The sequence below is a fragment of the Pseudomonas purpurea genome (assembly GCF_039908635.1).
GTDB lineage: Bacteria > Pseudomonadota > Gammaproteobacteria > Pseudomonadales > Pseudomonadaceae > Aquipseudomonas > Aquipseudomonas purpurea.
In genome coordinates this window covers 1,090,785-1,113,899 of the sequence record NZ_CP150918.1, presented here as the reverse complement: position 1 = coordinate 1,113,899, position 23,115 = coordinate 1,090,785, and the positions used below count along the sequence as shown (strand labels likewise).

22 protein-coding genes and 2 pseudogenes are annotated in these 23,115 nt (G+C 61.6%); 9 read left to right on the top strand and 15 right to left on the bottom strand.

Translation table 11 applies throughout. The features are described 5' to 3' along the window. The first annotated feature begins 15 nt into the window (after positions 1-15). The 3 genes from AABM54_RS05020 to AABM54_RS05010 all read left to right on the top strand — a co-directional run bounded on the left by AABM54_RS05020 (position 16) and on the right by AABM54_RS05010 (position 3,431). A complete protein-coding gene (locus AABM54_RS05020; RefSeq protein ID WP_347904195.1) occupies positions 16-1,392 on the top strand; it encodes an L-serine ammonia-lyase in 1,377 nt (458 codons plus the stop codon). Positions 1,393-1,599: 207 nt separating this feature from the next. Then, complete coding sequence (locus AABM54_RS05015; protein WP_347904194.1) at positions 1,600-2,892, top strand: serine/threonine transporter; 1,293 nt, start codon at positions 1,600-1,602, stop codon at positions 2,890-2,892. Between the two features lie 221 nt (positions 2,893-3,113). Continuing rightward, complete coding sequence (locus tag AABM54_RS05010) at positions 3,114-3,431, top strand: DUF3509 domain-containing protein (protein ID WP_347904193.1); 318 nt, start codon at positions 3,114-3,116, stop codon at positions 3,429-3,431. On the opposite strand, the gene AABM54_RS05005 is transcribed toward AABM54_RS05010, so the two are convergent. Continuing rightward, positions 3,428-3,928 carry a phosphate-starvation-inducible PsiE family protein gene (locus AABM54_RS05005; protein ID WP_347904191.1) on the bottom strand — a complete coding sequence of 167 codons (501 nt, stop codon included), beginning with the start codon at positions 3,926-3,928 and terminating at the stop codon, positions 3,428-3,430. The two genes, AABM54_RS05010 and AABM54_RS05005, sit on opposite strands and share 4 nt — an antisense overlap. A 286-nt stretch (positions 3,929-4,214) precedes the next feature. Between AABM54_RS05005 and AABM54_RS05000 the strand changes: the two are divergent. After that, positions 4,215-4,454, top strand: a pseudogene (locus AABM54_RS05000) (YebG family protein); the annotation flags it as partial. 154 nt (positions 4,455-4,608) lie between these two features. On the opposite strand, the gene AABM54_RS04995 reads toward AABM54_RS05000, so the two are convergent. The 4 genes from AABM54_RS04995 to AABM54_RS04980 all read right to left on the bottom strand — a co-directional run bounded on the left by AABM54_RS04995 (position 4,609) and on the right by AABM54_RS04980 (position 8,946). Beyond that, a complete protein-coding gene (locus AABM54_RS04995) occupies positions 4,609-5,718 on the bottom strand; it encodes a dihydrolipoamide acetyltransferase family protein (protein WP_347904189.1) in 1,110 nt (369 codons plus the stop codon). A 28-nt stretch (positions 5,719-5,746) separates the two neighbouring features. Next, entirely contained in the window at positions 5,747-6,736 is a 990-nt protein-coding gene (locus tag AABM54_RS04990) for an alpha-ketoacid dehydrogenase subunit beta (RefSeq protein ID WP_347904188.1), read from the bottom strand. Next, a complete protein-coding gene (pdhA, locus tag AABM54_RS04985) occupies positions 6,729-7,826 on the bottom strand; it encodes a pyruvate dehydrogenase (acetyl-transferring) E1 component subunit alpha (protein WP_347904187.1) in 1,098 nt (365 codons plus the stop codon). Before pdhA ends, AABM54_RS04990 begins: the two co-directional genes overlap by 8 nt. Positions 7,827-7,926: 100 nt before the next feature. Continuing rightward, on the bottom strand, positions 7,927-8,946 hold the full coding sequence (locus AABM54_RS04980; protein WP_347904186.1) for a Glu/Leu/Phe/Val dehydrogenase dimerization domain-containing protein: 1,020 nt from the start codon (positions 8,944-8,946) through the stop codon (positions 7,927-7,929). 183 nt (positions 8,947-9,129) lie between these two features. Between AABM54_RS04980 and AABM54_RS04975 the strand changes: the two genes are divergently transcribed. Continuing rightward, positions 9,130-9,933 (top strand): transglutaminase family protein, encoded by an 804-nt coding sequence (locus AABM54_RS04975; RefSeq protein WP_347904185.1) that lies wholly within the window; start codon positions 9,130-9,132, stop codon positions 9,931-9,933. A 56-nt stretch (positions 9,934-9,989) separates the two neighbouring features. Further along, the gene (locus AABM54_RS04970; RefSeq protein WP_347904183.1) at positions 9,990-10,814 is read left to right on the top strand and encodes a class I SAM-dependent methyltransferase; all 825 of its coding nucleotides are present in this window, start codon (positions 9,990-9,992) and stop codon (positions 10,812-10,814) included. 21 nt (positions 10,815-10,835) lie between these two features. Here the strand turns inward: AABM54_RS04970 and AABM54_RS04965 are convergent, their stop codons facing one another. The 4 genes from AABM54_RS04965 to hmgA form a co-directional block, all read right to left on the bottom strand. Next, on the bottom strand, positions 10,836-12,206 hold the full coding sequence (locus tag AABM54_RS04965; RefSeq protein WP_347904181.1) for an aromatic acid/H+ symport family MFS transporter: 1,371 nt from the start codon (positions 12,204-12,206) through the stop codon (positions 10,836-10,838). Positions 12,207-12,399: 193 nt separating this feature from the next. Continuing rightward, on the bottom strand, positions 12,400-13,035 hold the full coding sequence (gene maiA / locus AABM54_RS04960; protein WP_347904179.1) for a maleylacetoacetate isomerase: 636 nt from the start codon (positions 13,033-13,035) through the stop codon (positions 12,400-12,402). A gap of 12 nt (positions 13,036-13,047) precedes the next feature. Further along, the gene (gene fahA, locus AABM54_RS04955; RefSeq protein WP_347904177.1) at positions 13,048-14,352 is read right to left on the bottom strand and encodes a fumarylacetoacetase; all 1,305 of its coding nucleotides are present in this window, start codon (positions 14,350-14,352) and stop codon (positions 13,048-13,050) included. A 3-nt stretch (positions 14,353-14,355) separates the two neighbouring features. Beyond that, on the bottom strand, positions 14,356-15,660 hold the full coding sequence (gene hmgA, locus AABM54_RS04950) for a homogentisate 1,2-dioxygenase (RefSeq protein WP_347904176.1): 1,305 nt from the start codon (positions 15,658-15,660) through the stop codon (positions 14,356-14,358). 163 nt (positions 15,661-15,823) lie between these two features. On the opposite strand from hmgA, the gene AABM54_RS04945 reads away from it, so the two are divergent. Further along, positions 15,824-16,618, top strand: coding sequence for an IclR family transcriptional regulator (locus AABM54_RS04945; RefSeq protein WP_347904175.1), 795 nt, complete (start codon positions 15,824-15,826; stop codon positions 16,616-16,618). Positions 16,619-17,114: 496 nt separating this feature from the next. Here AABM54_RS04945 and AABM54_RS04940 read toward each other — a convergent pair whose 3' ends face one another. From AABM54_RS04940 to AABM54_RS04920, 5 genes are all read right to left on the bottom strand, one after another. Next, complete coding sequence (locus tag AABM54_RS04940) at positions 17,115-18,026, bottom strand: SDR family oxidoreductase (protein WP_347904173.1); 912 nt, start codon at positions 18,024-18,026, stop codon at positions 17,115-17,117. Between the two features lie 132 nt (positions 18,027-18,158). Beyond that, the gene (locus tag AABM54_RS04935) at positions 18,159-19,061 is read right to left on the bottom strand and encodes an alpha/beta fold hydrolase (protein WP_347904171.1); all 903 of its coding nucleotides are present in this window, start codon (positions 19,059-19,061) and stop codon (positions 18,159-18,161) included. Continuing rightward, positions 19,061-19,843 (bottom strand): class II aldolase/adducin family protein, encoded by a 783-nt coding sequence (locus AABM54_RS04930; RefSeq protein ID WP_347904169.1) that lies wholly within the window; start codon positions 19,841-19,843, stop codon positions 19,061-19,063. Before AABM54_RS04930 ends, AABM54_RS04935 begins: the two co-directional genes overlap by 1 nt. A gap of 130 nt (positions 19,844-19,973) precedes the next feature. Further along, positions 19,974-20,660: an LrgB family protein gene (locus AABM54_RS04925; protein WP_347904167.1), complete on the bottom strand. Its 687-nt coding sequence runs from the start codon at positions 20,658-20,660 to the stop codon at positions 19,974-19,976. Continuing rightward, positions 20,650-21,036: a CidA/LrgA family protein gene (locus AABM54_RS04920; protein WP_347904165.1), complete on the bottom strand. Its 387-nt coding sequence runs from the start codon at positions 21,034-21,036 to the stop codon at positions 20,650-20,652. Before AABM54_RS04920 ends, AABM54_RS04925 begins: the two co-directional genes overlap by 11 nt. A gap of 96 nt (positions 21,037-21,132) precedes the next feature. Between AABM54_RS04920 and AABM54_RS04915 the strand changes: the two genes are divergently transcribed. Further along, positions 21,133-22,029 carry a LysR family transcriptional regulator gene (locus tag AABM54_RS04915; RefSeq protein WP_347904164.1) on the top strand — a complete coding sequence of 299 codons (897 nt, stop codon included), beginning with the start codon at positions 21,133-21,135 and terminating at the stop codon, positions 22,027-22,029. Here AABM54_RS04915 and AABM54_RS04910 read toward each other — a convergent pair. Next, positions 22,010-22,466, bottom strand: a pseudogene (locus tag AABM54_RS04910) (flavodoxin). The gene AABM54_RS04915 and the pseudogene AABM54_RS04910 overlap by 20 nt on opposite strands. A gap of 169 nt (positions 22,467-22,635) precedes the next feature. On the opposite strand from AABM54_RS04910, the gene AABM54_RS04905 reads away from it, so the two are divergent. Next, positions 22,636-23,109, top strand: coding sequence for a PAS domain-containing protein (locus tag AABM54_RS04905; RefSeq protein ID WP_347904162.1), 474 nt, complete (start codon positions 22,636-22,638; stop codon positions 23,107-23,109). Positions 23,110-23,115 lie beyond the last annotated feature (6 nt).

Sequence of the window (23,115 nt, the reverse complement as noted above, 5' to 3'; positions counted from 1 at the left end):
TTGTAAGGCTTTAGCATGGCTATCAGTGTTTTTGATCTCTTCAAGGTCGGTATCGGTCCGTCCAGCTCCCACACCGTCGGCCCGATGCGCGCCGCCGCGACCTTCGCCCAATCGCTGTTCGACCAAGGTTTGCTGGGCGATGTCAGGCGCGTGGAAGTCCGTCTCTATGGTTCGCTGTCCGCCACCGGCGTCGGCCACGCCACCGACCGCGCCTGCGTCATGGGCCTGATGGGCGAATGGCCCGACAGCGTCGACCCCACCAGCATCGGCCCGCGCATCCAGCAGTTGCGTGAAAGCGGTGAACTCCTGCTGGCCGGTCGCATGAGCATTGCCTTCGACTGGCAGCGCGATTTGCTGCTGCTCGACGAAAGCCTGCCGTATCACCCTAACGCCATGGCCCTGATCGCGTTTGGCGAACAAGGCAAGTTGTGGGAACAAACCTACTACTCGGTGGGCGGTGGTTTCATCGTCGAAGCGGCCGAAGCGGAATCCGGCGTAGCGCCTGCCGGTGACGTCGAATTGCCTTACGACTTCTCCAGCGCGGCAGAACTCCTGTCGCTGTGCAATCAGCATGGCTTGCGGGTTGCCGAGTTGATGATGGCCAACGAACGCGCCTGGCGCAGCGACGCGGAAATCCGCCAGGGGTTGCTGCACATCTGGTCGGTAATGCGCGAATGCGTGGAGCAAGGCCTGCGCCATGAAGGTGTGCTGCCCGGCGGCCTCGATGTGCCACGGCGTGCCGCGAAACTGCACCGCAGCCTGTTGGAAATCGGCAAGCCGAACGTCATCAGTTCGACCCTCTCGGCAATGGAATGGGTGAACCTGTTTGCCCTGGCCGTGAACGAAGAAAACGCCGCCGGCGGACGCATGGTCACCGCACCGACCAACGGCGCGGCGGGGATCATTCCCGCAGTCCTGCACTACTACATGAAGTTCAACCCCGAGGCCACGGACGACGACGTGGTGAATTTCTTCCTCGCCGCCGCGTCGGTGGGCATCCTGTGCAAGAAAAACGCCTCGATCTCCGGCGCCGAAGTCGGCTGCCAGGGTGAGGTCGGCTCGGCCTGCGCCATGGCGGCGGCCGGTTTGGCCGAGGTCCTGGGCGCGACGCCCGAACAACTGGAAAACGCCGCCGAAATCGGCCTGGAACACAACCTCGGCCTGACCTGCGACCCAGTCGGCGGGTTGGTTCAAGTGCCGTGCATCGAGCGCAACGCAATTGCCGCTGTAAAGGCAATCAACGCCACCCAAATGGCCCTGCGCGGCGACGGCAAACACTTCATTTCCCTGGACCGGGTAATCCGCACCATGCGCGATACCGGCGCCGACATGCACGACAAATACAAAGAAACTTCACGGGGCGGCCTGGCTGTCAGCTGGGTGGAATGCTGACGAGCATTCCTTGACGACTGCCCCTGACAGGCCGTTTGAAACGTAGCGAGCGAAGGCAAGACAAGGCAAAAACAGGCGAGGAAGCGGAGTTTACTGGCTGTAAATGAGCATTCCGAGCCTGTTTTTAACGCAGTATTGCCGAGTGCAGTAGTTTCAAACGGTCTGTCCAACGTGAGCCCGAGCAAGAACAATAACGAGGCAATACCGATGACCGATGTACGTACACCTGCTGCTGAAAATCCTGCTGTAGACCTGACCCGCGACACCGCAACACGCTGGAGTAAACACGACACCACCTGGATGCTCGGCCTCTACGGCACCGCGATTGGTGCAGGCACGCTGTTCCTGCCGATCAACGCCGGTGTCGGCGGTTTCTGGCCATTGCTGGTGCTGGCGCTGCTGGCCTTTCCGATGACCTTCTTCGCTCACCGTGGCCTGACCCGCTTCGTGCTGTCCGGGCGCTCCGGGGATATCACCGAAGTGGTCGAAGAACACTTCGGCATTGGCGCGGGCAAGCTGATCACCCTGCTGTACTTCTTTGCGATCTTCCCGATCCTGCTGGTGTACAGCGTGGCGCTGACCAATACCCTGACCAGCTTCATGGAACACCAGTTGCACATCGCCACGCCGCCACGCGCGGTGCTGTCGCTGGCGCTGATCCTCGGCCTGATGGCCATCGTGCGTTGTGGCCAGGGCGTGATCGTCAAGGCCATGAGCGTGCTGGTGTATCCGTTTGTCGCCGCGTTGCTGTTGCTGGGCGTGAGCCTGATTCCGAACTGGAACGGCGCGTTCTTCGCCTCGGCCAGTGAAGGCATGCCGCTGCCGCTGTTCTTCAAGACCCTGTGGCTGGCGATCCCGGTGATGGTGTTCTCGTTCAACCACTCGCCGATCATTTCGGCGTTCGCGGTTGACCAGAAGCAGCGTTACGGCGCTCAGGCCGAATCAAAAAGCAGCGGGATCCTCGCGGTTGCCCACACCATGATGGTGCTGACGGTGATGTTCTTCTGCTTCAGTTGCGTACTGGCCCTGTCGCCGGCCGACCTGGCCGCCGCCAAGGCGCAGAACATCTCGATCCTGTCGTACCTGGCCAACCACTTCCAGACCCCGGTCATTGCCTATGCCGCGCCGTTGATTGCGTTGGTGGCCATCACCAAATCCTTCCTCGGCCATTACATCGGTGCCAGCGAAGGTTTTCAGGGCCTGATCGTGAAAAGCCTGCGCGGCCGTGGCCGGGTGATGTCGGCGAGCTGGCTGAACCGCGCCACCGCGCTGTTCATGATCCTCAGTTGCTGGGCCGTGGCGACCTTCAACCCGAGCATCCTGGGCATGATCGAAACCCTCGGTGGGCCGGTCATCGCCTGCCTGCTGTTCCTGATGCCGATGTACGCGATCCGTCGCGTGCCGTCGTTGCGCCAGTATTCGGGGCAAGCCTCAAACGTGTTCGTGGTGCTGATCGGCCTGATCGCACTGTCAGCGATCATCTACTCCGTCATGCCCTGAAAAGGACCATGAATGAAAAAGGCGGGCCACTCGGTGCCCGCCTTTTTATTGCCTGTTTATTGACCCAAAGCAGGACCGGCATGCCCCTTGCTTCGTCAGACTTGAGGAATACGGACGTTAGTGAAACCTCAGCGAACGGCCTGCCGACGGTCTGGAAAACCGAACCAATCCCGATCACGGCCGGTCAATGACTGCACGATCCAATCAGGCGGTGACGCATTATGGACAACCCTTTCCAACTGATTACCGACACGTTTGCGCCGGACTATCAGATCAACCTGAGCATTCAGGGCCTCGACGGCAGCATCATGCTGACCCTCTCCAACGCCGGGCGAATCGTCGCCAAACGGATGATCAGCCCCGAGCAACGCAATGACCCGCAACGCCTGAAACGGCTGGTGCAAAGTGTTCAATTTGGCATTGCCATCGAACAGGGTCACAGCGCCGTGGCAATCCTCGAAGCCATGACCGACGGCGACAGCCTCAAGCTGCCACCACCGTCACTCAAGGGGCGACAGCCCTTGCCTGCCAGGCTTTAAATTTCACCCTTCTCGACTTCCGGGTGCTCGCTGGAACCCGCGCCGACCTTGCGTTGCGGGTGTTCGATCTTCACCGACGGAAATTGCGAAGAGGCGTAGCGCACCACCAGAATCGCAAACGCCAACAGCAGAATCCCGCCGCACAGGTAAATAATCCCGATGTCCGGCGGGTTGTGGTGCGAAACGTTGGAGATCAGCAGACGGGTCAGCGCGGTGATCGCCACGTAGATCAGAAAACGCACGGGCATGTGGTTGGTCTTGAAGTAAATCCCGACCATCGCCCCCAGCTCCAGATAGATGAACAACAGTAAAATGTCATCGATTTTGATGTGTCCGGCTTCGATCATCTGCAAAAATTCCATCACCGCCGCCCACGCGGTGACCGCACCAATGGCAAACAACGCCAGGTAGTGGAAGGTCTCGACGAAGAGATTGCCCAGTGACTCGGCCAACTGATGGACGTTCTGGCGAAGGTTCTCGGCCCAATTGATTTTCACAGTGGTACTTCCTTAGGTCGATGTGACCGAATCATGCGGTTTTGACGTGACGGTTGTTCTGCATGCAGAAAAAAGGCCAGCGGCTGTTGGGTGAGATGGTTGTGGAGTGTTACTGGACACTTCTGTGGTGCTTTGGCGGCCCCATCGCGATCATGCTGACAAACCCTGAATTCGGTCTACATTAAAAAGCCACTACCCAAAGCGCCGGGATTCGCTTATCCTTTTAGCTGTATATAAATACAGTAGTCGCAAACGACAACCAATGTGAAGGCATGTGAGGTGGTGAATGGCCGTCGAAGTGGTATACCGCAGCAGCCGAGATCTGGAGCGCTTGTTCATGGATAAAGCCGAAGCTGACCGTCATGACAAAATGCTCGAGCTGGCCGAATTGCTGGCTGAAGTGTTGCAAAAAGCCGTTCCGTCCCTGACTGAACAGCAAGTGGAAGAAGCCGGGATCTACATGGCGAAAAACCGCGATGTGTTCGCCAAGGCGTTCAAGAGCCAGCCAGACGCCCTTTCAGAATTGCTCAATGTGCCGACTGAAGCCGTTGAAGCCACTGAATCGGATGAGCCTGCCGAGCCGACCAAGCCTGCGAAGGCAGCGAAGCAAGCCAAGTAAGCAACGCGCGAATTGAATAGGCCCTGAGTCCCGGACTCAGGGCCTTTTTCATGCCTGGGTTTCAAAGCTCGGGCTGCTCCAGCGCCTCGACCAACGCCTTGAAGAACCGTGCCGCCTCCCCGCCCGTCACCACCCGGTGATCGAAGGTCAGGGACAGCGGCAGCATTGGATGCACCAGCACCTTGCCGTCCACCGCCACCGGCTCTTCGCGAATCACCCCGGCGGCCAGGATCGCCACTTGCGGCGGCACTACCACCGGGTTCGCGTAACGCCCGAACAGGGTGCCGAAATTCGACAAGGTCAGGGTCGCGCCCATCATCTCCTTGGCCGGGATCGAACGCGCCTGCACGTCGGCGCGTAAACGGGTCACGCCTTCTTTCAGGTCCGCGGATGAACGATTGCCAACATCGCGCAGCACCGGCACAAACAAGCCGTCGGGTGTGTCCACGGCAATGCCCAGGTCCAGCGTGTCATGGTGTTTGATCGACAGCGACGAGCCATCAAAACCGCTGTTGAGCACCGGTTCCACGGCACACGCCGATGCCAACGCTTTGGCCAGGCGAATCAGCGGTTCACGCGCACGGCCCCAGCGATGCAAATCGGCATCGGCGAAGATCGTCACCGGCACCACTTCGGCGTGGGACCTGGCCATGTTCAGCGCCATGCTGCGGCGCACTCCGCGCAGCTTCTCCCCACCGAACGTGTCACGAGCGGTTTGCGATGCCCGTTCGACGTCGCTGCGGGTAATCGGCCCGTCATGACCGACGTCTGCGAGTGCACTCAAGTCGACGCCCAATTGCCGCGCCAGTTGCCGCACGGCGGGCGTTGCACGGGGGCTCAGGTGTTCGCGGGTCGACGGTGCCGCGCCGATAAAAAACCGGTCGTCCTGGGTGCCGCCACCGCCCTCGAGCCGGCCCACCACCGTGCCGGCGTCCGCTTCGCCTTCGTAACCGAGCAACGGCTCACCGACATGCAGAATGTCACCGGCGTCGCCGTAGGTCCTGGCCACCACACCGTCGTAAGGTGCCGGAATGTCCACCAGCGCCTTGGCGGTTTCCACCGAGACCAGCAACTGATCGGCCTTCACCGTGTCGCCAACCTTGACGTGCCACTCGACGATTTCCGCTTCTTGCAGGCCTTCACCCAAGTCTGGCAGTTTGAAATATTTCATCGCAGCCTCCCACGCTTCAGGCGCCTCTTTAGAAGTGGTGCAGCAACACGCTGTCGCAAGCATCCAGAATGTCTTCGACGCTCGGCATGTACAGCGACTCCAGCCGATACAGCGGTGGCGGAATGTCCGGCGCGGTGACCCGCAGAATCGGTGCCTGCAGATCGAGCAGTGCCCGTTCATAGAGACTGGCGGCGATTTCCGCGCCGACCCCGCAGGTGCGCGGCGCTTCGTGGACGATCACGCAGCGGCCGGTCTTGCGCACTGACGCTTCAAGGGTGTCGAGGTCCAGAGGCTTGATACAGGCCACATCGATGACCTCCGCCGATACGCCGCGCTCGGCCAGTACGTCGGCCGCCTGCAAGGTTTCCAGGACACTCGCGCCCCAACTGATCAGGGTGATATCGCTGCCTTCGCGCAAGGTGAAGCAGGTATCGAGCGGCAGGCGTTTGCCGTCGTCGCTCAACGGCTGTGGATTCATTCGGTAGAGCCGCGTCGGCTCAAGGAAAACCACCGGGTCCGGGTCGTCGATGGCTGCCAGTAACAGGCCATAAGCCCGTGCCGGTGAAGAAGGGATCAGCACACGCAATCCGGGAATGTGCGCAAACAATGCCTCGGTGCTTTCGCTGTGATGTTCCGGTGCGCGAATCCCTGCGCCCATCGGCGTGCGCAACACCATCGGGCAGGTGATGCGTCCGCGTGTGCGGTTGCGCATGCGGCTGGCGTGGGACACCAGGTGTTCCATGGCGGCGTAGATGAAGCCCATGAACTGGATTTCCAGCACCGGTTTCAAACCCTGCGCCGCCATGCCCACCACCAGCCCGCCGAGCATGGTTTCGGCCAGCGGCGTGTCAATCACCCGTTTGAAGCCGAAACTGTCGCGCAGCCCCAGGGTGGCGCGAAAGACACCGCCGTTCACGCCCACGTCTTCACCCAGCACAATGACGTTTTCGTCCTCGCGCATGGCCCGGTGCAACGCCAGGTTGACCGCCTCCAGCAACGTCGCCTTGCCGTTACTCATGCTCGGCCCCTCCCGCGTGCCGCACCGCACGTTCAAGCAGCCACTCGCGCTGCTCGGCCAGGGCGTGCGGCCATTGGGCATACACGTGATCCATCACCGACCCGGGAGGCTGAAGGCCGGCGGCCTCAAAGTGATCCACCGCCACTTGCACCTGCCCTTGGCACTCGGCGATCAGCGCCTGTTCGCGCCCCTCGTCCCACACGCCCTGTCCCACCAGAAACCGTTGCAGGCGTTTGATCGGCTCTTCGAGCCAGGCCTGCTTCACCTCATCGGCCGGCCGGTAGCGTGTCGCATCGTCCGCCGTGGTGTGATCGCCGAGACGATAGCTCAAGCATTCGAGCAACACCGGGCCTTTGCCGTGACGCGCACGTTCAAGGGCGCAGTGCATCCGGTCATAGACCGCGAGCATGTCGTTGCCGTCGACCTGTTCGCCATGGAACCCGGCGCCGACGGCTTTCTGTGCCAGGGTCGGCGCGCCGCACTGAATCCGCCGTGGCACCGAGATCGCCCACTGGTTGTTGTTGACCACGAACACCACTGGCAACTGCCATGCCCCGGCGACGTTCAGCGCTTCAAGGAAATCGCCCTTGCTGGTGGCGCCATCGCCGCAGGTGGTCACGGCCACCCGGTGTTCGCCGCGAATCTTGAACGCACTGGCCACCCCGCAGGCATGCAGCGCCTGGGTGGCAATCGGTACACAGATCGGGAAGTCCTCGGCCGCCGCCGGGTCGGCAAAGTCGCTGCCGCGCTCGTCACCGCCCCAATACAACAGAATCTCCTCCATGCGCACCCCGCGCATCAATTGCACGGCGGTGTCGCGGTAGTACGGCACCAGCACGTCTTCACGGTGCATCAGGCTGCCGAGCGCCACGCCAATCGCTTCCTGGCCGAGGGTGGGCGCGTAGGTGCCGATGCGCCCGGTGCGTTGCAGGGCCACGGCTTTCTGGTCGAACAGACGGGTCAGCACCATCTGCCGATAGAGGCGGGTCAAGGTATTGAAGTCATCGGCCCAGGACGGCAAATCGCCGAGCAACTGGCCATCGGGGGATAAAAAACGGGTATAGGACAGCTCCACCTTGTGGGGCATCACAGGGCTCCTGGCACGCCGGATACGCGTGCAGTGGTTGAGCCCCGCGCTTGTGGCGCAAGGCTCCGGGGGAGCACGCTTGCCGGGTCGGGCCGGCGCTCCTTCAGCGATACAGCACGCGTTCCGCCAGGTCGTCCGCGACGCGGGCCGGTGAACGCTTTTCAGCCTGGGCGTGGGCGAATACTTCGGTCAGCCGCGAGCTGATCTTCGAAAGGTGTGCGGTGATGGTCGGCAAGTCCTCGCCACGGTGTTTGAGCGAGACATAAATCAGCCCGCCGGAATTGATCACGTAGTCCGGCGCATACAGAATCCCGCGATTCTCCAGTTGATCGGCAACATGCAGGTTGGTCAGTTGATTGTTGGCCGAACCGGCCACCGCCGAGCAACGCAACTGCGTGACGCTGTGGCTGTTGAGCACGCCGCCCAAGCCGCACGGCGCGAGGATGTCACACGGAGTACTGAGCAGCGCTTCGTTGGCAATCGGGTGCGCGCCCAGTTGTTCCATGGCCAACTGGACTTTGCCGTGGTCGATGTCACTGACCAGCAACTCGGCGCCCGCCGCGTGCAGCTGTTCGGCGAGGGCGAAACCGACATTGCCCAGGCCCTGGATCGCCACGCGCAACCCTTCCAGGTTGTCGCTGCCCAGACGCGCCATGGCCGTGGCACGGATACCGGCAAACACGCCCATGGCCGAATGCGGCGACGGATCGCCCGACGCCGTGGTGCTGGTGACATGCTGGGTTTGTTGGGCGATGCAGTCCATGTCGGCAACCGACGTGCCGCTGTCGATGGCCGTGATGTAGCGACCGTCGAGCTGTTCGACACAGCGGCCAAACGCTTCGAACAGGGCCCCGCGGTTTTCGACGTGAGGCGGGCGAATAATCACCGCCACGCCGCCGCCCTGAGGCAGGCCGGCCAGTGCGGCCTTGTAGCTCATGCCCTGGGCCAGGCGCATAGCGTCCATGACGGCGCTTTCGTCGTCTGGATAGGCAAGGTAACGGCAACCTCCCAGGGCGGGCCCCAGACGGCTGCAATGAATGGCAATCACCGCCTTCAACCCCGTGACCGGATCAACGCTCAGGTGCAGCGATTCAAGGCGAGTGCTTTGCATGAGAGCGAACATCGTAAGGCCCTCGAAACACTTCTTGTAGTCGCCAGTATAGGCGTGCGCCAAAATATTGCTGGAGCGCGCGGGCATAAGCCGCCCACCGGTTCAGGCTTTAAGACATAACCTGCAACACGCTATGTCCGGCACTGGACGAATGCCGGCCACGGGGCTAAAACGAGGCATTCGCCGGAGATTTTGATGAAACCCCGCCAAGCATTTTTCGACTGCCTGCAACGCTCTCCCCCCGCGCTTTTCGAGGCTGCGCTGTGGATCGCTGCCGAACACGATCCCGAGGTCAAGCCCGAGGCGTTGCTGGCGAACTTCAAGGACTTGCAGCAACGGGTTAGCGTCGGATTGCCGATGCTGCCAGTCAGCGAGTTGGGCCAGCCCTTGCTGCGGCGCATGAATGACCTGGGCTTCCAGCAGGACGAGTACACGCCGTTGCGTCCTCAGGCCGCGCTCCTCGACAAAGTGCTGGAACGTCGGCGCGGCCAACCCCTGGCGCTCGGGTTGATCGCGCTGGAACTGGCCCGACGGCTGGAGATCCCGCTGGTCGGAGTGAACTTTCCGGGGCACTTTCTATTACGGGTGCCGGGCGCCGACCATTTGCTTGACCCGTGCGGCGGCCGACGCCTGTACCCCGGCGATTGCCGTGAACTGCTGCAACGCCAGTACGGTCCGAACATGCTGCTCCATGCCGATCATCTGCTCACGGCCGAACCGGCGCAGATGCTGCAACGGTTGTCGCGCAACCTGCGCCAGTTGTACCTGGCCAACGAGGACAACATCGGCGCACTGATCGACGCCGAACGGGTGCTGGAACTGGGCAACGCCAGCGCCAGCGACTACCTGGCCCGCGCCAGCCTGTACCAGCGGCTCGACTGCCCCAATGCCGAGCGTTACGACCTCGAACATGCCCTGCTGCTCAGCGAAGACCCGATTCAGCGCATTCGCCTGACCGAACGGCTCGGGCACCTACCTCCCAATTCGATTGTGCATTGACGCCTCAAGTGCTCCACTCACGCTCAACCTTTTGCGCCACCATGGATGAGGCTGTCATGAACGCCCTATCACCTGCTGAACGTTTCCTCGAAGATTTCCATCAACGCCAGCCAGGCACTACCAGCGCGGCGTTCGCCCATTTGCGCAGCGACCGCCATGAGTCGTCCTATGCCGCGCTGGCAGCCACCCTCGCCACCCAGGCCGCACCCTTGACCGTACTGGACCTGGCCTGCGGCAACGGTTACCTGCTCAAGCTGCTTGGCGAACGCTATCCCGACAGGCTCAACCTGATCGGCGTGGACATGAGCCAGGCCGAACTGGACGTGGCGCGCTCCATCCTGCCGGCCGATGTTCGCCTGCTCAAGGAACGCGCCCAGGCCTTGTCGATTGCCACCGCCAGTGTCGACGTGGTGGTGTCGCATCTGGCGCTGATGTTGATGGATGACATCGAACAGGTGCTCGGTGAAGTCCACCGCGTGCTGCGCAAGGACGGCAAGGTCGCGGCCATCGTCGGTCGTGGTTTTTTAATGGGGCCGTTGGGCGAAGCGTATCTGCAGGTGTTTCGCCAAGTCGCCACGCAGGATGCACTGGCGCATTTGCCGATGGGCGATCCACGCATGCGCACCGAAACCGGTTGGCAGGAACTGTTCAGCAAGAACTTCGACGACGTGACGTTTGAAGACATCGACGTGGCGTGGCACCCGGACTTCGCCGAGCTCTGGGGTTCACTCAGCGAAACCTACGACATCGACCGGTTGACCCCGGCCGCCAGAGTGCAATTGGAAGGGCGCTTCAAGGCGTCGATCACCCGCCTGGAACAACCGGATGGCTGCTATGCGACCGGCTGGGGGTTGCGCCTGATCCAGGCCCGCGCCCGCTGACGGGGCCAGGATCGAGGTGCGTCAGGATTTGGCCGTTGCGCCCAGGTCCTTGCGGGCATCGGGTGTAACGCCTGCAACGTCCACCGGCGAACGCACCTGAATGATCAGCAACGCGGCGATCACGGCCGGGATCGCGCAGAAGAAGAAAATCTGCTGCACCGGGATGTGCATCGCCAGCAGCATGCCGCCAAACAACGGCCCGAGGATCGAACCGAACCGGCCAACCCCCAACGCCCATCCGGTGCCTGTGGCGCGGACGTGGGCCGGATAGAAGTTGCTGGCAAACGCATTGAGGGTCAGTTGACCGCCGATGATGCAGAACCCTGCGGCAAACACGAACGCCACCAGGTAACGCGGATTGTCGTGGTTCAAGCCCAGCAGAATCGTGCACAGCGCCGCCGCCGTGAGTACTGCCGACAACAGGCACACCTTGCGCTTGAGACGGTCGGCAAACCAGGCCATGCCAATCGCGCCGAGGGTGCCGGCAAACAGGAACATCGAGGTCACGAGGTTGGCTTCGTTGAGCGTCAGGCCGCTTTCGAGCAACAACGTGGGCAACCAGCTGATCATGAAGTACAGCAGGATCAGGCTGACGAAAAAGGTCGACCAGATCAGCAGAGTCGGGCGTGCATAACCGTGGCGAAACAGTTCGATCACCGTCAGTTTGCTGCCCTGCTCCTGCGCATTCTGTTGCGCCGAGGCCAGGGGTGGCTGCCAGTCCGGCAGCATGCGCGCCGTGACGTTGCGCAAGCGTGCGTAAGGCGCCGGGTCACGCAGCAAACGCGGCAGGGATTCAGGCAGGAACCAGACCAGAAACGGGAACAGCAGCAACGGCGTGACGCCGCCCGCGAGGAACACCGCTTGCCAGCCAAAGCTGTCGATAAACCCTGCGGCGACAAAGCCCCCGGCCGCGCCGCCAAACGAGAAGCCGCAGGCCGCGAGCGTGACCATCAGCGTGCGCAGACGCGGCGGCGAGTACTCGGACATCAACGCCATGGCGCTGGGCATCGCCCCGCCCATGCCAATGCCACAGATAAACCGCGCAGCCATCAGCGTGTTCAGGGAATCGGCGAACACCATCAGCACCGTCAGGCTGGCGTAGATCAGCACGCAGCCCAGCAGAATGCGCCGCACGCCAAAGCGGTCAGCCAACGGCGTGACGGCCAATGATCCAAGGGTCAGACCGAGCAGATTGGCACTGAACACCGGGCCGAACGCAGATTTCTCAAGCCCCCAATCCTGCGCCAGCGCGGGTACCACATAACCCAACACCTGCGCGTCGTAGCCGTCAGTCACCAGCAACAACGCCAGGAGTAAAAGGAGCAACCACTGATAACGCGACACCGGACGGGCGTCGAGTGCCGCCCGAAAGCTGGCAATCTGATTGTGCATCGCAAGGTACCTTTTTTGTTTTTATGGTCGGTTGAACGCTGTGATGCCCATGATTCAAAATGATCACTTGTGGCGAGGGAGCTTGCTCCCGCTGGGCCGCAAAGCGGCCCCACTCTCTAACTAAAAGAATGGGACTGCTGCACAGTCCAGCGGGAGCAAGCTCCCTCGCCACACAAGCAGTCAGTATTCTTCTTCAGGGAGTGTCGGGCTGGTTCCCCGGGTGGGCCTTGATGAACGCCGGGTGCTGCGTCGCCAACGCGGTCACGCGGCGAATGCGAGGGTACGCGTCAAGGGAAATATTGAAGCGCTCGGCCGCATACAGCTGCGGGATCAGATACACATCCGCCAACCCCGGCGCGCTGCCAAAGCAGTAACCCTCATCGCCAATCAACTGCTCCACCGTCGCCAGTCCCTGAGTGACCCAGTGACCGATCCACTGCACCACCTGCGGCTCGTCGTGACCGAGTTGGCGTAGCTGATTGAGCACGCTGACGTTGTGCAGCGGATGGATGTCGCAACCGATCAACGCCGCCACCGCGCGCTCGTGCGCACGTTTGGCGAGGTCCTTGGACAACAGCGGCACCTGTGGATAACGTTCTTCCAGGTACTCGATGATCGCCGGGGACTGGATCAACAGATCACCGTCATCGGTGCGCAAGGCCGGCACCCGGCCTTGCGGGTTGATCTGCAAATAGGCCGGTTGCTTGTGCTCGCCACCTTGCGCCGCGATCAGGTTGATCGGCAGCGCCTGGTAGTCCAGCCCTTTGAGTGCCAGGGCAATGCGCACCCGAAAGGACGAGGTCGAACGGTAATAGGTAAAGAGTTCCATGGCCTGAACCTCTCAGCGTGCGGGCAGGATCTTGCCGCGGCATTCGCCAAAACCGATGGAGGTAAAACCTTCACGGTTGCAGCGGGCCCGCAGGATGATTTCGTCGCCGTCTTCAAGGAACTTGCGCACCTCGCCCGACGCCAGCTCGATCGGCTTCTTACCGCCTTCGGTGATTTCCAGCAGGCTGCCGAACTGACCGTTTTCAGGGCCGGACAAAGTGCCCGAACCGAACAGGTCACCGGCCTGCAACTGGCAACCGTTGACGCTGTGGTGCGCGACCATTTGCGCCACGGTCCAGTACATGTGGCGGGTGTTGCTCAAGGTAAGGCGATGCGCCGGCAGGTTTTGCTCGCGCATGGTTTCGGTGAGCAGCAGCACTTCCAGTTCGATGTCGAACGCGCCAGCAGCCTGATCGCGTTTGTCGAACAGGTATGGCAGCGGCTGCGGATCACCTTCCGGGCGCGCCGGCTGGGCACGGCGGAACGGCTCCAGAGCTTCAGCGGTGACGACCCACGGCGAGATGCTGGTGATGAAGCTTTTCGACAGGAACGGACCCAGTGGCTGGTATTCCCAGGCCTGGATGTCGCGCGCCGACCAGTCGTTGAGCAGGCAGAAACCGGCGATGTGCTCGGCGGCGTCGCCGATGGCAATCGAATCGCCCATGTCATTGCCCTGGCCGATCCAGATCCCCAGTTCCAGTTCGTAGTCCAGACGGGCACAAGGACCAAAGGTCGGTTCGGTCTGGCCGGCTGGCAGGGTCTGGCCTTTCGGACGACGCACGTCGGTGCCGGATGGGCGGATGGTCGACGCGCGACCGTGGTAGCCAATCGGCACGTGCTTGTAGTTCGGCAGCAGCGGGTTATCCGGGCGGAACAGTTTGCCGACGTTCTGTGCGTGCTCGATGCCGACGTAGAAGTCGGTGTAATCGTTGATTTTCGCTGGCAGGTGCATCACGCAATCCGCCGCCAGCGGCAGCAGTCTCGCGCCTTGGGCTTCGATCTTGCCGTGCAGGGTGCTGCCTTCGGCGAGCAGTTCCAGCAGACGTTCGCGCAGCGCCACGCGGGCACCACGGCCGAGGTCGAAAAAGGCGTTCAACTGACCGCCACGGGTGGCTTCGACGGCGGCGCGTGCGGCACCGTCAAACAAGCCGACATCCAGCGCCGCTTCCAGATCGAAAATGTGCTCGCCGATGGCGACACCGCTGCGTGGTACCGAACCCTTGGTGCTGAACACGCCCAGCGGCAGGTTTTGCAGCGGGAAATCAGCGTGGCCGTTGGCGGAGGTCACCCAACTGCGAGTGGGGGTGGTCTGAGTCATGGGTTATCTCCGGTTCGGGTTGAAAGTGGCGGGCAGCGAGGCCCAGCAAGCATCGTAATTGTTTTGCAATTGCGGGCAATCCAGGGCGAAACGGCTCGGGCGCAGGACCTGGCTGGTTTCGAACATGAACGCCATGGTGTTGTCGATCTTCGCCGGGGCGAGTTCGACGTTGATGGCCTTGGTGCAGGTCTCGCCGTCCGGCCCGTGGGCGCTCATGCAGCTGTGCAGCGACGCGCCGCCCGGCAGGAAACCTTCGGCCTTGGCGTCGTAGGCGCCCTGGATCAGGCCCATGAATTCGTTCATCAGGTTGCGGTGGAACCACGGTGGACGGAAGGTGTTTTCGGCGACCATCCAGCGTGGCGGGAAGATCACGAAATCGAGGTTGGCCAGGCCATGAACGCTGGTCGGCGACGTCAACACGGTGAAGATCGACGGGTCCGGGTGATCGTAGCTGACGGTGCCGATGGTGTTGAAACGACGCAGGTCATATTTGTACGGCACATTGTTGCCGTGCCAGGCGACCACGTTCAGCGGCGAATGATCGAGCTCGCAGCCCCACAACTCACCGAGGAATTTCTGCACCAGGGTGGTCGGTTGTGCAAGGTTTTCGTAATGGGCGACCGGGGTCAGGAAGTCCCGAGGATTGGCCAGGCCATTGCTGCCGATCGGCCCGAGGTCCGGCAGGCGCAGCGGCGCGCCATGGTTCTCGGCGATGTAGCCGCGAGCCTGCGGGTCGAGCAGCTCGACGCGAAACTTCAAACCACGCGGCAACACTGCGATTTCCAGCGGCTCAAGGTCCAGCACGCCCAACTCGGTGGCGATGCGCAAACGCCCCAGTTCCGGCACCAGCAACAGTTCGCCGTCGGCGTTGAAGAACACCCGCTCCATCGAGCGATTGGCGCGGTAGTGATAAATGCTGATTCCGGCCGGTTTTTCCGAGCCCGAGTTGGCGGCCATGCTCACCAGACCGTCGATGAAATCGGTCGGCTCGGCAGGAATGTCCAGCGGGTTCCAGCGCAGGCGGTTGGGCGTTACGTCACCCAGCGGGCCGCCGGCCAGTTGTCGCTCAAGCTTGACGAACGCCGGGTGGTTGGCCGATGGCTGGATGCGGTACATCCAGGTGCGCCGCGCTTCACTGCGGACCATGGTGAACGCAGTGCCGGAGAACAGTTCAGTGTAGAGACCGTAAGGGGCTTTTTGCGGGGAGTTCTGGCCGACGGGCAGTGCGCCGGGCAACGCTTCACTGCTGAATTCGTTGCCAAAGCCTGACTGATAAGCCAGCTCGGGCGCCGTTGAATCGAGGTTCATGGAGCCTCCTGAACAGGGAGTAGGCCGTGGCCACGGCTCCCTTTCGAAAGTCTCGGCACGCCCGGGTTATTTTTATCGTAATTCGATTACGCATAACGTAATTTGATTGGTATTGACCGTCAAGCTATAAAGGCGCCCATTCATCTCCCGATATGACTGAACCATGGCAACCAGCGACAGCAACGGTAAACAGAAAGTCCGCTCGGCCGAGGTCGGCACGGACATCCTCAAGGCGCTGGCCGAGTTATCGCCGTCGACGTCCTTGTCACGGTTGGCCGAACACGTGCAGATGCCGGCGAGCAAGGTTCACCGCTATTTGCAGGCGCTGATCGCCAGCGGTTTTGCCGAACAGAACACCGCCACCAACCATTACGGCCTGGGCCGCGAAGCTCTGCGCGTGGGGCTCGCTGCGCTCAACAGTATGGACGTGCTGAAAGTCGCCGCCCTGCCCTTGGCGGAGTTGCGCGACGAGTTGAATGAAACCTGCTTCCTGGCGGTGTGGGGCAATCAGGGCGCGACCGTGGTGCATATCGAACCCGCCGTGCGGGCCGTGACGGTGGTGACACAACTGGGGTCGGTGTTGCCGCTGCTCAGTTCATCGACCGGGCTGGTGTTCAGCGCATTTTTGCCAAGCCGCGAAACCATCGAACTACGCGAAAGGGAGATCCAGGCGAGCGCGTCCCATGCGCTGGCCGATGACCAGGCGTATGCCGCAATGTGCGAACAAATCCGCACACGTGGCCTGCACCACGTGCATGGCTTGTTGATGCCGGGTGTGGACGCGCTGTCAGCGCCGGTGTTCAACGCCGTCGGTAATGTCGCCGCAGTGCTGACCATCGTCGGGCCGACCTCGCTGTTCCACGCCGACGAGAACGGCCCTGCGGCCCAGCGATTGCTGGCGGCGACACGGGCCGTGAGTTGGCGGATGGGGTTTGATACAGGCGCTCCCTGCGCGTGATCTGATCACCAACGCCGCCCTTTCGACGCGCCACTGACGCGCTCCCGTCATCGCGGCCTCGCAGCCGACAGCGCTCAAGTCATGCCGCCCGAGCCCGCGTCTGCGCGAAACAACAAGCGCAAACGCGCTGGCTGGATGGCGGTTGATACGCGAGATGGATAACCCGAAAACACCTGCTACCGTTACTGGGCACGCCGACCGGCACACTGTTGCTCAGGCTGTAAAAGTCATTGTCTTGATTGGCTATTTTTCCTGTGGGAACAAGACCTTATTCTTGCCGGGCTTTCACGGCAAACGCCCTGCAAGTGCCAGCGCAGACCGTGCGCTGCGCAATGGAATCCAGACTGATTGGCCACCCCGTTTCAATCCGTCGCCCCGTGTTCACTGACGTTGATTGGTAGCTCCTTGATCTAACGTCTTACCTTGGCCGCTGCGTTTGCAGCGGCCTTTTTTATGCCGCTTGATGAAGCAAAGGGTCAACACCCAAGCGCGACGCTCAAAGCGAATACTTCTGCAGATTCCCCATCATTTCCTTCAGCGCTTCAATGTTGTCCCTGGGGTGCGCTGCGCCTTCAAAGTCGCAGATCTGCTGCCAATGCGCCGCGACATCTTCCGGGGAAAATCCGGTTCGTGGATCGAATCCGGCACCGAGGCTGCGCTCCCAGCGCACTTTGCCCATCCAGCCGCCGCCGACTTCGAACAGGCCTGCGGTTTCCTGGCACTGTTCGCTGGCCAGGTAAACCACCAGCGGGCTGACCAGTTCCGGCTTCAGTTGTTCGAACACCTGCGGCGGAATCAGGCCTTCGGTCATGCGCGTGCCGCCGGTGGGGGCAATCGCGTTGACCAGGATGTTGTGCTTGCGGCCTTCGATGGCCAAGGTGCGGGTCAGGCCGTACAGACCGAGTTTGGCCATGCCGTAGTTGGACTGGCCGAAGTTGCCATAAATGCCGGAGGTCGATGCGGTGAAGATCACCCGGCCATAGTTTTGCTCACGCAGGTACGGCCAGGCGGCGCGGGTGACTTTGTAGGCACCTTCAACATGGATCCGATAAACCAGGTCCCAGTCGCTGTCGTCCATTTTGTGGAAGGTCTTGTCCCGCAGAATGCCCGCGTTATTGACCACCACATCGACGCGGCCAAACGCATCAAGGGCATGCTGCACCAGTTTGTCACCGTCGGTGACCGAGTCGTAGTTGGCCTGCGCCGTGCCGCCCGCCTCGCGGATTTCCGTCACCACCCGGTCTGCCGCAAAGGCATTGGCGCCTTCGCCTTGCGCCGAACCGCCGAGGTCGTTGACCAACACCTTGGCGCCCTGCCTGGCAAACAACAGTGCATGGGCCCGCCCCAGGCCACCGCCCGCTCCCGTGACGATCACGACTTTATCTTCGAAGCGCACAGACTCATTCATAGGGAACTCCAGCGGGCCAAGGGGCAAGGAACCCGAGTGTCAGGCACCGCGCGGCGGCTCACAATGAACTGCGGCGAAGCTGAATGCCGTGCAATAAGGTGACGGGATGATGAGGGCGTTTACTTGGGAGAGTCAGGAGCAGGCAGCCTTGCGCGGGGGAGACACCAGGTCGTCGCGAAACGTCAGGTAATGCGTGAGCACCTGCATCGGCGCTTCAATCTGTGGGTAGTGACCGATGCCCGGCAGCAGCACGGTGTCGGGGGAAGGAATCAACTGCCGATACCGCTCGACCATGTGCCCGCCGGAAATCGGGTCGACCTCGCCATCGATCACCCTCAGCGCAATATCGCCACGCTGCATGGCACTCACCCAACGCTCCCGCTGTACGCGACGCTCGGGAATGTAGCCGATCAACTTGTGCATGATCCGGGGGCCGTGGTGACTGTCGATCAGGCTCCAGAAATCATCCAGTTCACTCTCGCTCGGCCGGGTGTGCGGGCCGAAGATTTGCCGGAAGCTTTTCACCAGCCCCTCACGGCTGAACGCCCGGCCGATCATCCAGCCCAATGGGCTGAGCAGCAGTTTCTGGGTCAATACCGGGCGATGGGTTTCGGGGAACAAGCCACCGTTGAGGAACACACAACTGGCAATCTCGACACCCGCTTCGTAGTGCCGGGCCAGTAATTCCTGGGCCACACTGTCGCCGTAATCGTGAGCCAACAGATGCAACGGTTGATCGACGCCCAGATGAGCCAGCAATGCCTGTTGCAGATCCGCCTGTTCCAGCAGGCTGTAGGCATGGTTCAGCGGTTTGGCCGAATCGCCGAAACCGAGCATGTCGCAGGCGATCACCCGATACCGTTGCGCCAAGGGTTGCCACAGGTAATGCCAATCCCAACTGGCGGTGGGAAAGCCATGGATCAACAGCAACGGCTCACCCTGCCCCGCCACCCAATAACGGATGGCCTGGCCCTGAAACACAAAGTCTTGTCCGCGTTTGCGCCAAACGCACAGCGGGATCTCGGCGAGAGGCATTAGAGTTTGAAACCCGGGTCTTGTTGATCGAGTTTACGCAGCAGCGCCGGCCAGGCCAGTGCACCGCCCATGCCCTGAGCACTCTTGGTCACGCCGGCAATCATCGCTTTGGCACCCGCCAGAATCTGCGGTGCGATGGCGATCAATTCGGCACCACCGTTCTGCGCCAGGACCTGGATATCGCAGGCGCGCTGGAAGGTGAACATCATCAGAAAGGTGTCGGCGATGCTGCTGCCACAGGTCAGCAGACCGTGGTTGTGCAGCATCAGGAAATTGTTTTCGCCGAGGTCGGCTTGCAACCGGGCCTTTTCCTCGTGGTTCAGCGCGACGCCCTCGTACGCGTGATAGGCCAGGCTGGACAGCACAAACAGTGATTGCTGGCTGATCGGCAACACGCCCTGCTTTTGCGCCGAAACCGCGACACCCGCTGCGGTGTGGGTGTGCAACACGCACGCCACGTCGTGCCGCACCTCATGCACCGCACTGTGAATGGTGTAACCGGCCGGGTTGATTTCGTAAGGGCTGTCCATCAGTTTTCGGCCGCTTTGATCGACCTTGACCAGGCTCGATGCGCTGATCTCGTGAAACATCAGCCCGAACGGGTTAATCAGGAAGTCCTCAGTGCCCGGCACCTTGGCGGAGATATGCGTGAAGACCAGGTCGTCCCAACCATGCATCGCTACCAGCCGATAGCAGGCGGCAAGGTCAACGCGGGTCTGCCACTCGGCGGCGCTGACCTGGTCTTTCACACTCGGTGTCGGTTGGACGGGGGCTACGCTCACGGCAATGACCTCTGTTCTTATAGTTTTAGGCAGGTCCTGGCAGTTTAGTCAGCCGTTGCCCTATGCGGAGTTGCATTGACAGCCAGCTTACTGGCCAAGCGAGTCAGCCCGTCGCCTGCACGACTGACTGTCAAAGCACAGACGCCAATAAAGGAGCGGCGAACAGGTTCAACAACCCGGTCAACACCATCACCAACCCCGCCACCGAGCCTTCTTCACCGCCCACTTCACGGGCACGGCTGACGCCCGCGCCATGGGCACCCACCCCGAACAACGCGCCACGGGCCAAGGCACTGCGCAGCGGCAACCACTTGAGCAACACGCCGCCGAGCAGAGCCCCGAACACGCCGGTGAACATCACGAACACGGCGGTCAACTCCGGCACTGCGCCCAAGTCGTGGGCCAGCGGCATGGCAAACGGTGTGGTGATGGAGCGCGGCACCAGCGACATCGTCACCGAGGTGTCCAGTGCCAGCAGTTTGGCCAGACCGAATGAACTGCCAATCGACGCCGCGCTACCCGCCACCATCCCGAGCAACAGCGCCGACCAGTGGCGCACCAGCAATTGCCGCTGCTGCCAGATCGGCACGGCGAAGGCGACCGTCACCGGCCCCAGCACCAACATCAGCCAATGGGTGTTGCTGGAGTACTCGGCATACGCGGTGTGCAGCGGCACCGCCAGCGCCAGCAGCAATGCCGGCACCAGAATCAGCGGCGACAACAGGTACCGGCCGGTGCGCCGGTAGAGCCAGCGGCTGAACACATAGGCGCACAGGGTGAACACCAGCCAGAACATCGGCATCAGCTCAAGCTTCATGGCGCAGCCTCCAGCGGCAGACCAGCTCGACGGTGAACGCAGTGACCAGCATGACCGTCAGCGTGCTGACGCCGATCACCAGCAAAATCCGCCAGCCGTCCTCACGCAGCAGGCTGCCGTAATCGAGCAGGCTCATCAGTGCCGGGATAAAAAACAGCAGCATCTCGGCCATCAGCAACCCGGCGCCCCGTTGCAGCGCTGCGGGTTTGACCCAGCCAAACGCGAAAGCCAGCAACAACAGCGCCAACCCGACCACGCCACCCGGAATCGGCCAGGGCAACCACAGCGCCAACTGGCAACCGCACTCATAAATCGCCAACAGCACCGCCAGTTCAGCCAACAAGCGACCCAGGTATTTCATCGTTGAAGCGTTCATTTTTTCGGTCCTCACAGGCGCTCATTTTAAGGAGCCCGCTGCCATCCCCGAAGCGAATTGTTAGACTTGCAGCCATTCCAAAACGGAATCAGGCACATGGAATTCAAACAGCTGCGCAGCTTCGTCGAAGTAATTCACCAAGGCGGTTTCACTCAGGCCGCCAAAACGCTGCACATCAGCCAGTCGGCAGTGAGCAAGCAAGTCGCCCAACTCGAACAGAGCCTGGGCACACTGTTGCTGGAGCGCCTGGGCTCACAGATTCGCCTGACCGCCGCCGGCAACGTGGTGCTGCAACGTGCCGAAGGCATGCTGCGCCTGCGCAATGAACTGCTCAGCGAACTGGATGACTTGAGCCAATTGGCCCGAGGAGAGTTGCGCCTGGGCCTGCCGTTGCTGGGCAGCGATGCGCTGTTTGCCGGCCTGTTCGCCGAGTATCGGCGGCGCTATCCGAACATCAGCATTCAGTTACTCGAAGGCGGGAGCCTGAACATCGAACAGGCCGTATTGAGCGGTGAACTGGAACTGGGTGGCAGCCTGTTGCCCAAGGATCCGCAGTTCGCATTCCAACCATTTTGCGATGAGCCTCTGGACGCGTTGCTGCCCGCCGACCATCCCTTGGCGATGCACAGCGAAGTTCGGCTGGAGGCGTTGGCGGACACACCGTTTCTGCTGTATCAGCGCAGTTTCGTGCTCAACGACCGGTTGCTTCAGGCCTGCCAGCAACTGGGTTTCACGCCCAAGGAAGGCGGGCGCAGCGGTCAGGCGGATTTTCTGGCGGCGCTGGTGGCCGCCGGTCAAGGCGTGGTGTTGCTGCCCAGCGTGGTCGCGCGGGGCCTGGTCAGGCCCGGCGTGGTGCGCCTGACCTTGCAAGCGCCCGATTACTTGCGCTGGGATATCGCGTTCATCTGGCGCCAGGACGCCTACCTGTCCAAAGCCGCGCAAGCCTGGCTGGCGCTGCTTCGCGAACGGCCCGTCAACCGCGCAGTGCAGTGATCAACTCTGCCAGCCAAGGCTCGGCATCGGCCTCCGGGGTGACGCTTTCGCTGGCGTCCAGACGCAGCATGGGCAGCACTTCACGCACGCCCAGCTCGGCGAACAGCTCACGCATCTGCTCCCCGCCACCGCAGAATGTATCGCCATAACTGGCGTCACCCAGGGCCGATCACCGCACCTGGCAAACCACGCCAGGCGGCGGGCAGTTGATCGCGGATCATCGAATACAGCGGTAGCAGGTTGTCCGGCAGCTCGCCCATGCCGGTGGTCGACGTCACGGCCAGAAAGGCCTGCGGGCCGAACGCCTGGACATCGGCGAGGGTGGCGCGGGCGTTGTGCCACGCCTCGAAACCTGCGGCGTTGAGGAGTTTGGCCGCGTGCCGGGCGACTTCTTCAGCCGTGCCGTACACCGAGCCGGAAAGGATGGCGACTTTCATCAATCTGATCCTGAAGCTGACTAAAAGCCTGGGATATTAACAGCTGAGACTGTAAAACTGCGATTGCCTCTCAATTACCGCTAGCCACACAGGCCACTAATGGCCAGTGGACAGCCCACCACCATGTCTTAGAATGCAGCGCACCTGAGGACATGGAAAGGATTCTGCGATGATCAATGCTCAACTGATGCAAATGGTGATCAACGCGTCAAACGACGGAATCGTCATCGCTGAAAAAGAAGGCGAAGACAACATCCTGATTTACGTCAACCCGGCGTTTGAAAAACTGACCGGCTACACCACCGAAGAGATCCTGTACCAGGACTGTCGCTTTTTGCAGTCTGGCGATCGTGACCAGGCGGCCTTGAAACCGATTCGTGACGCGTTGAACAGCGGCAAGTCTTGCCGCGAGATCCTGCGTAACTACCGCAAGGATGGCACGCATTTCTGGAATGAACTGTCACTCTCGACGATGTACAACGAGAGCGACAAACAGACCTACTTCGTCGGCGTGCAAAAAGACGTCACCGTTCAGGTCAAGGCACAGCAACGTGTCGAGCAACTGGAAGCCCAGGTCGCCGAACTACAGGCTGAACTCCAGGCGCTCAAAGCGACAAACGGTTTAAACATCCCAGCGAATTAAGTGTCA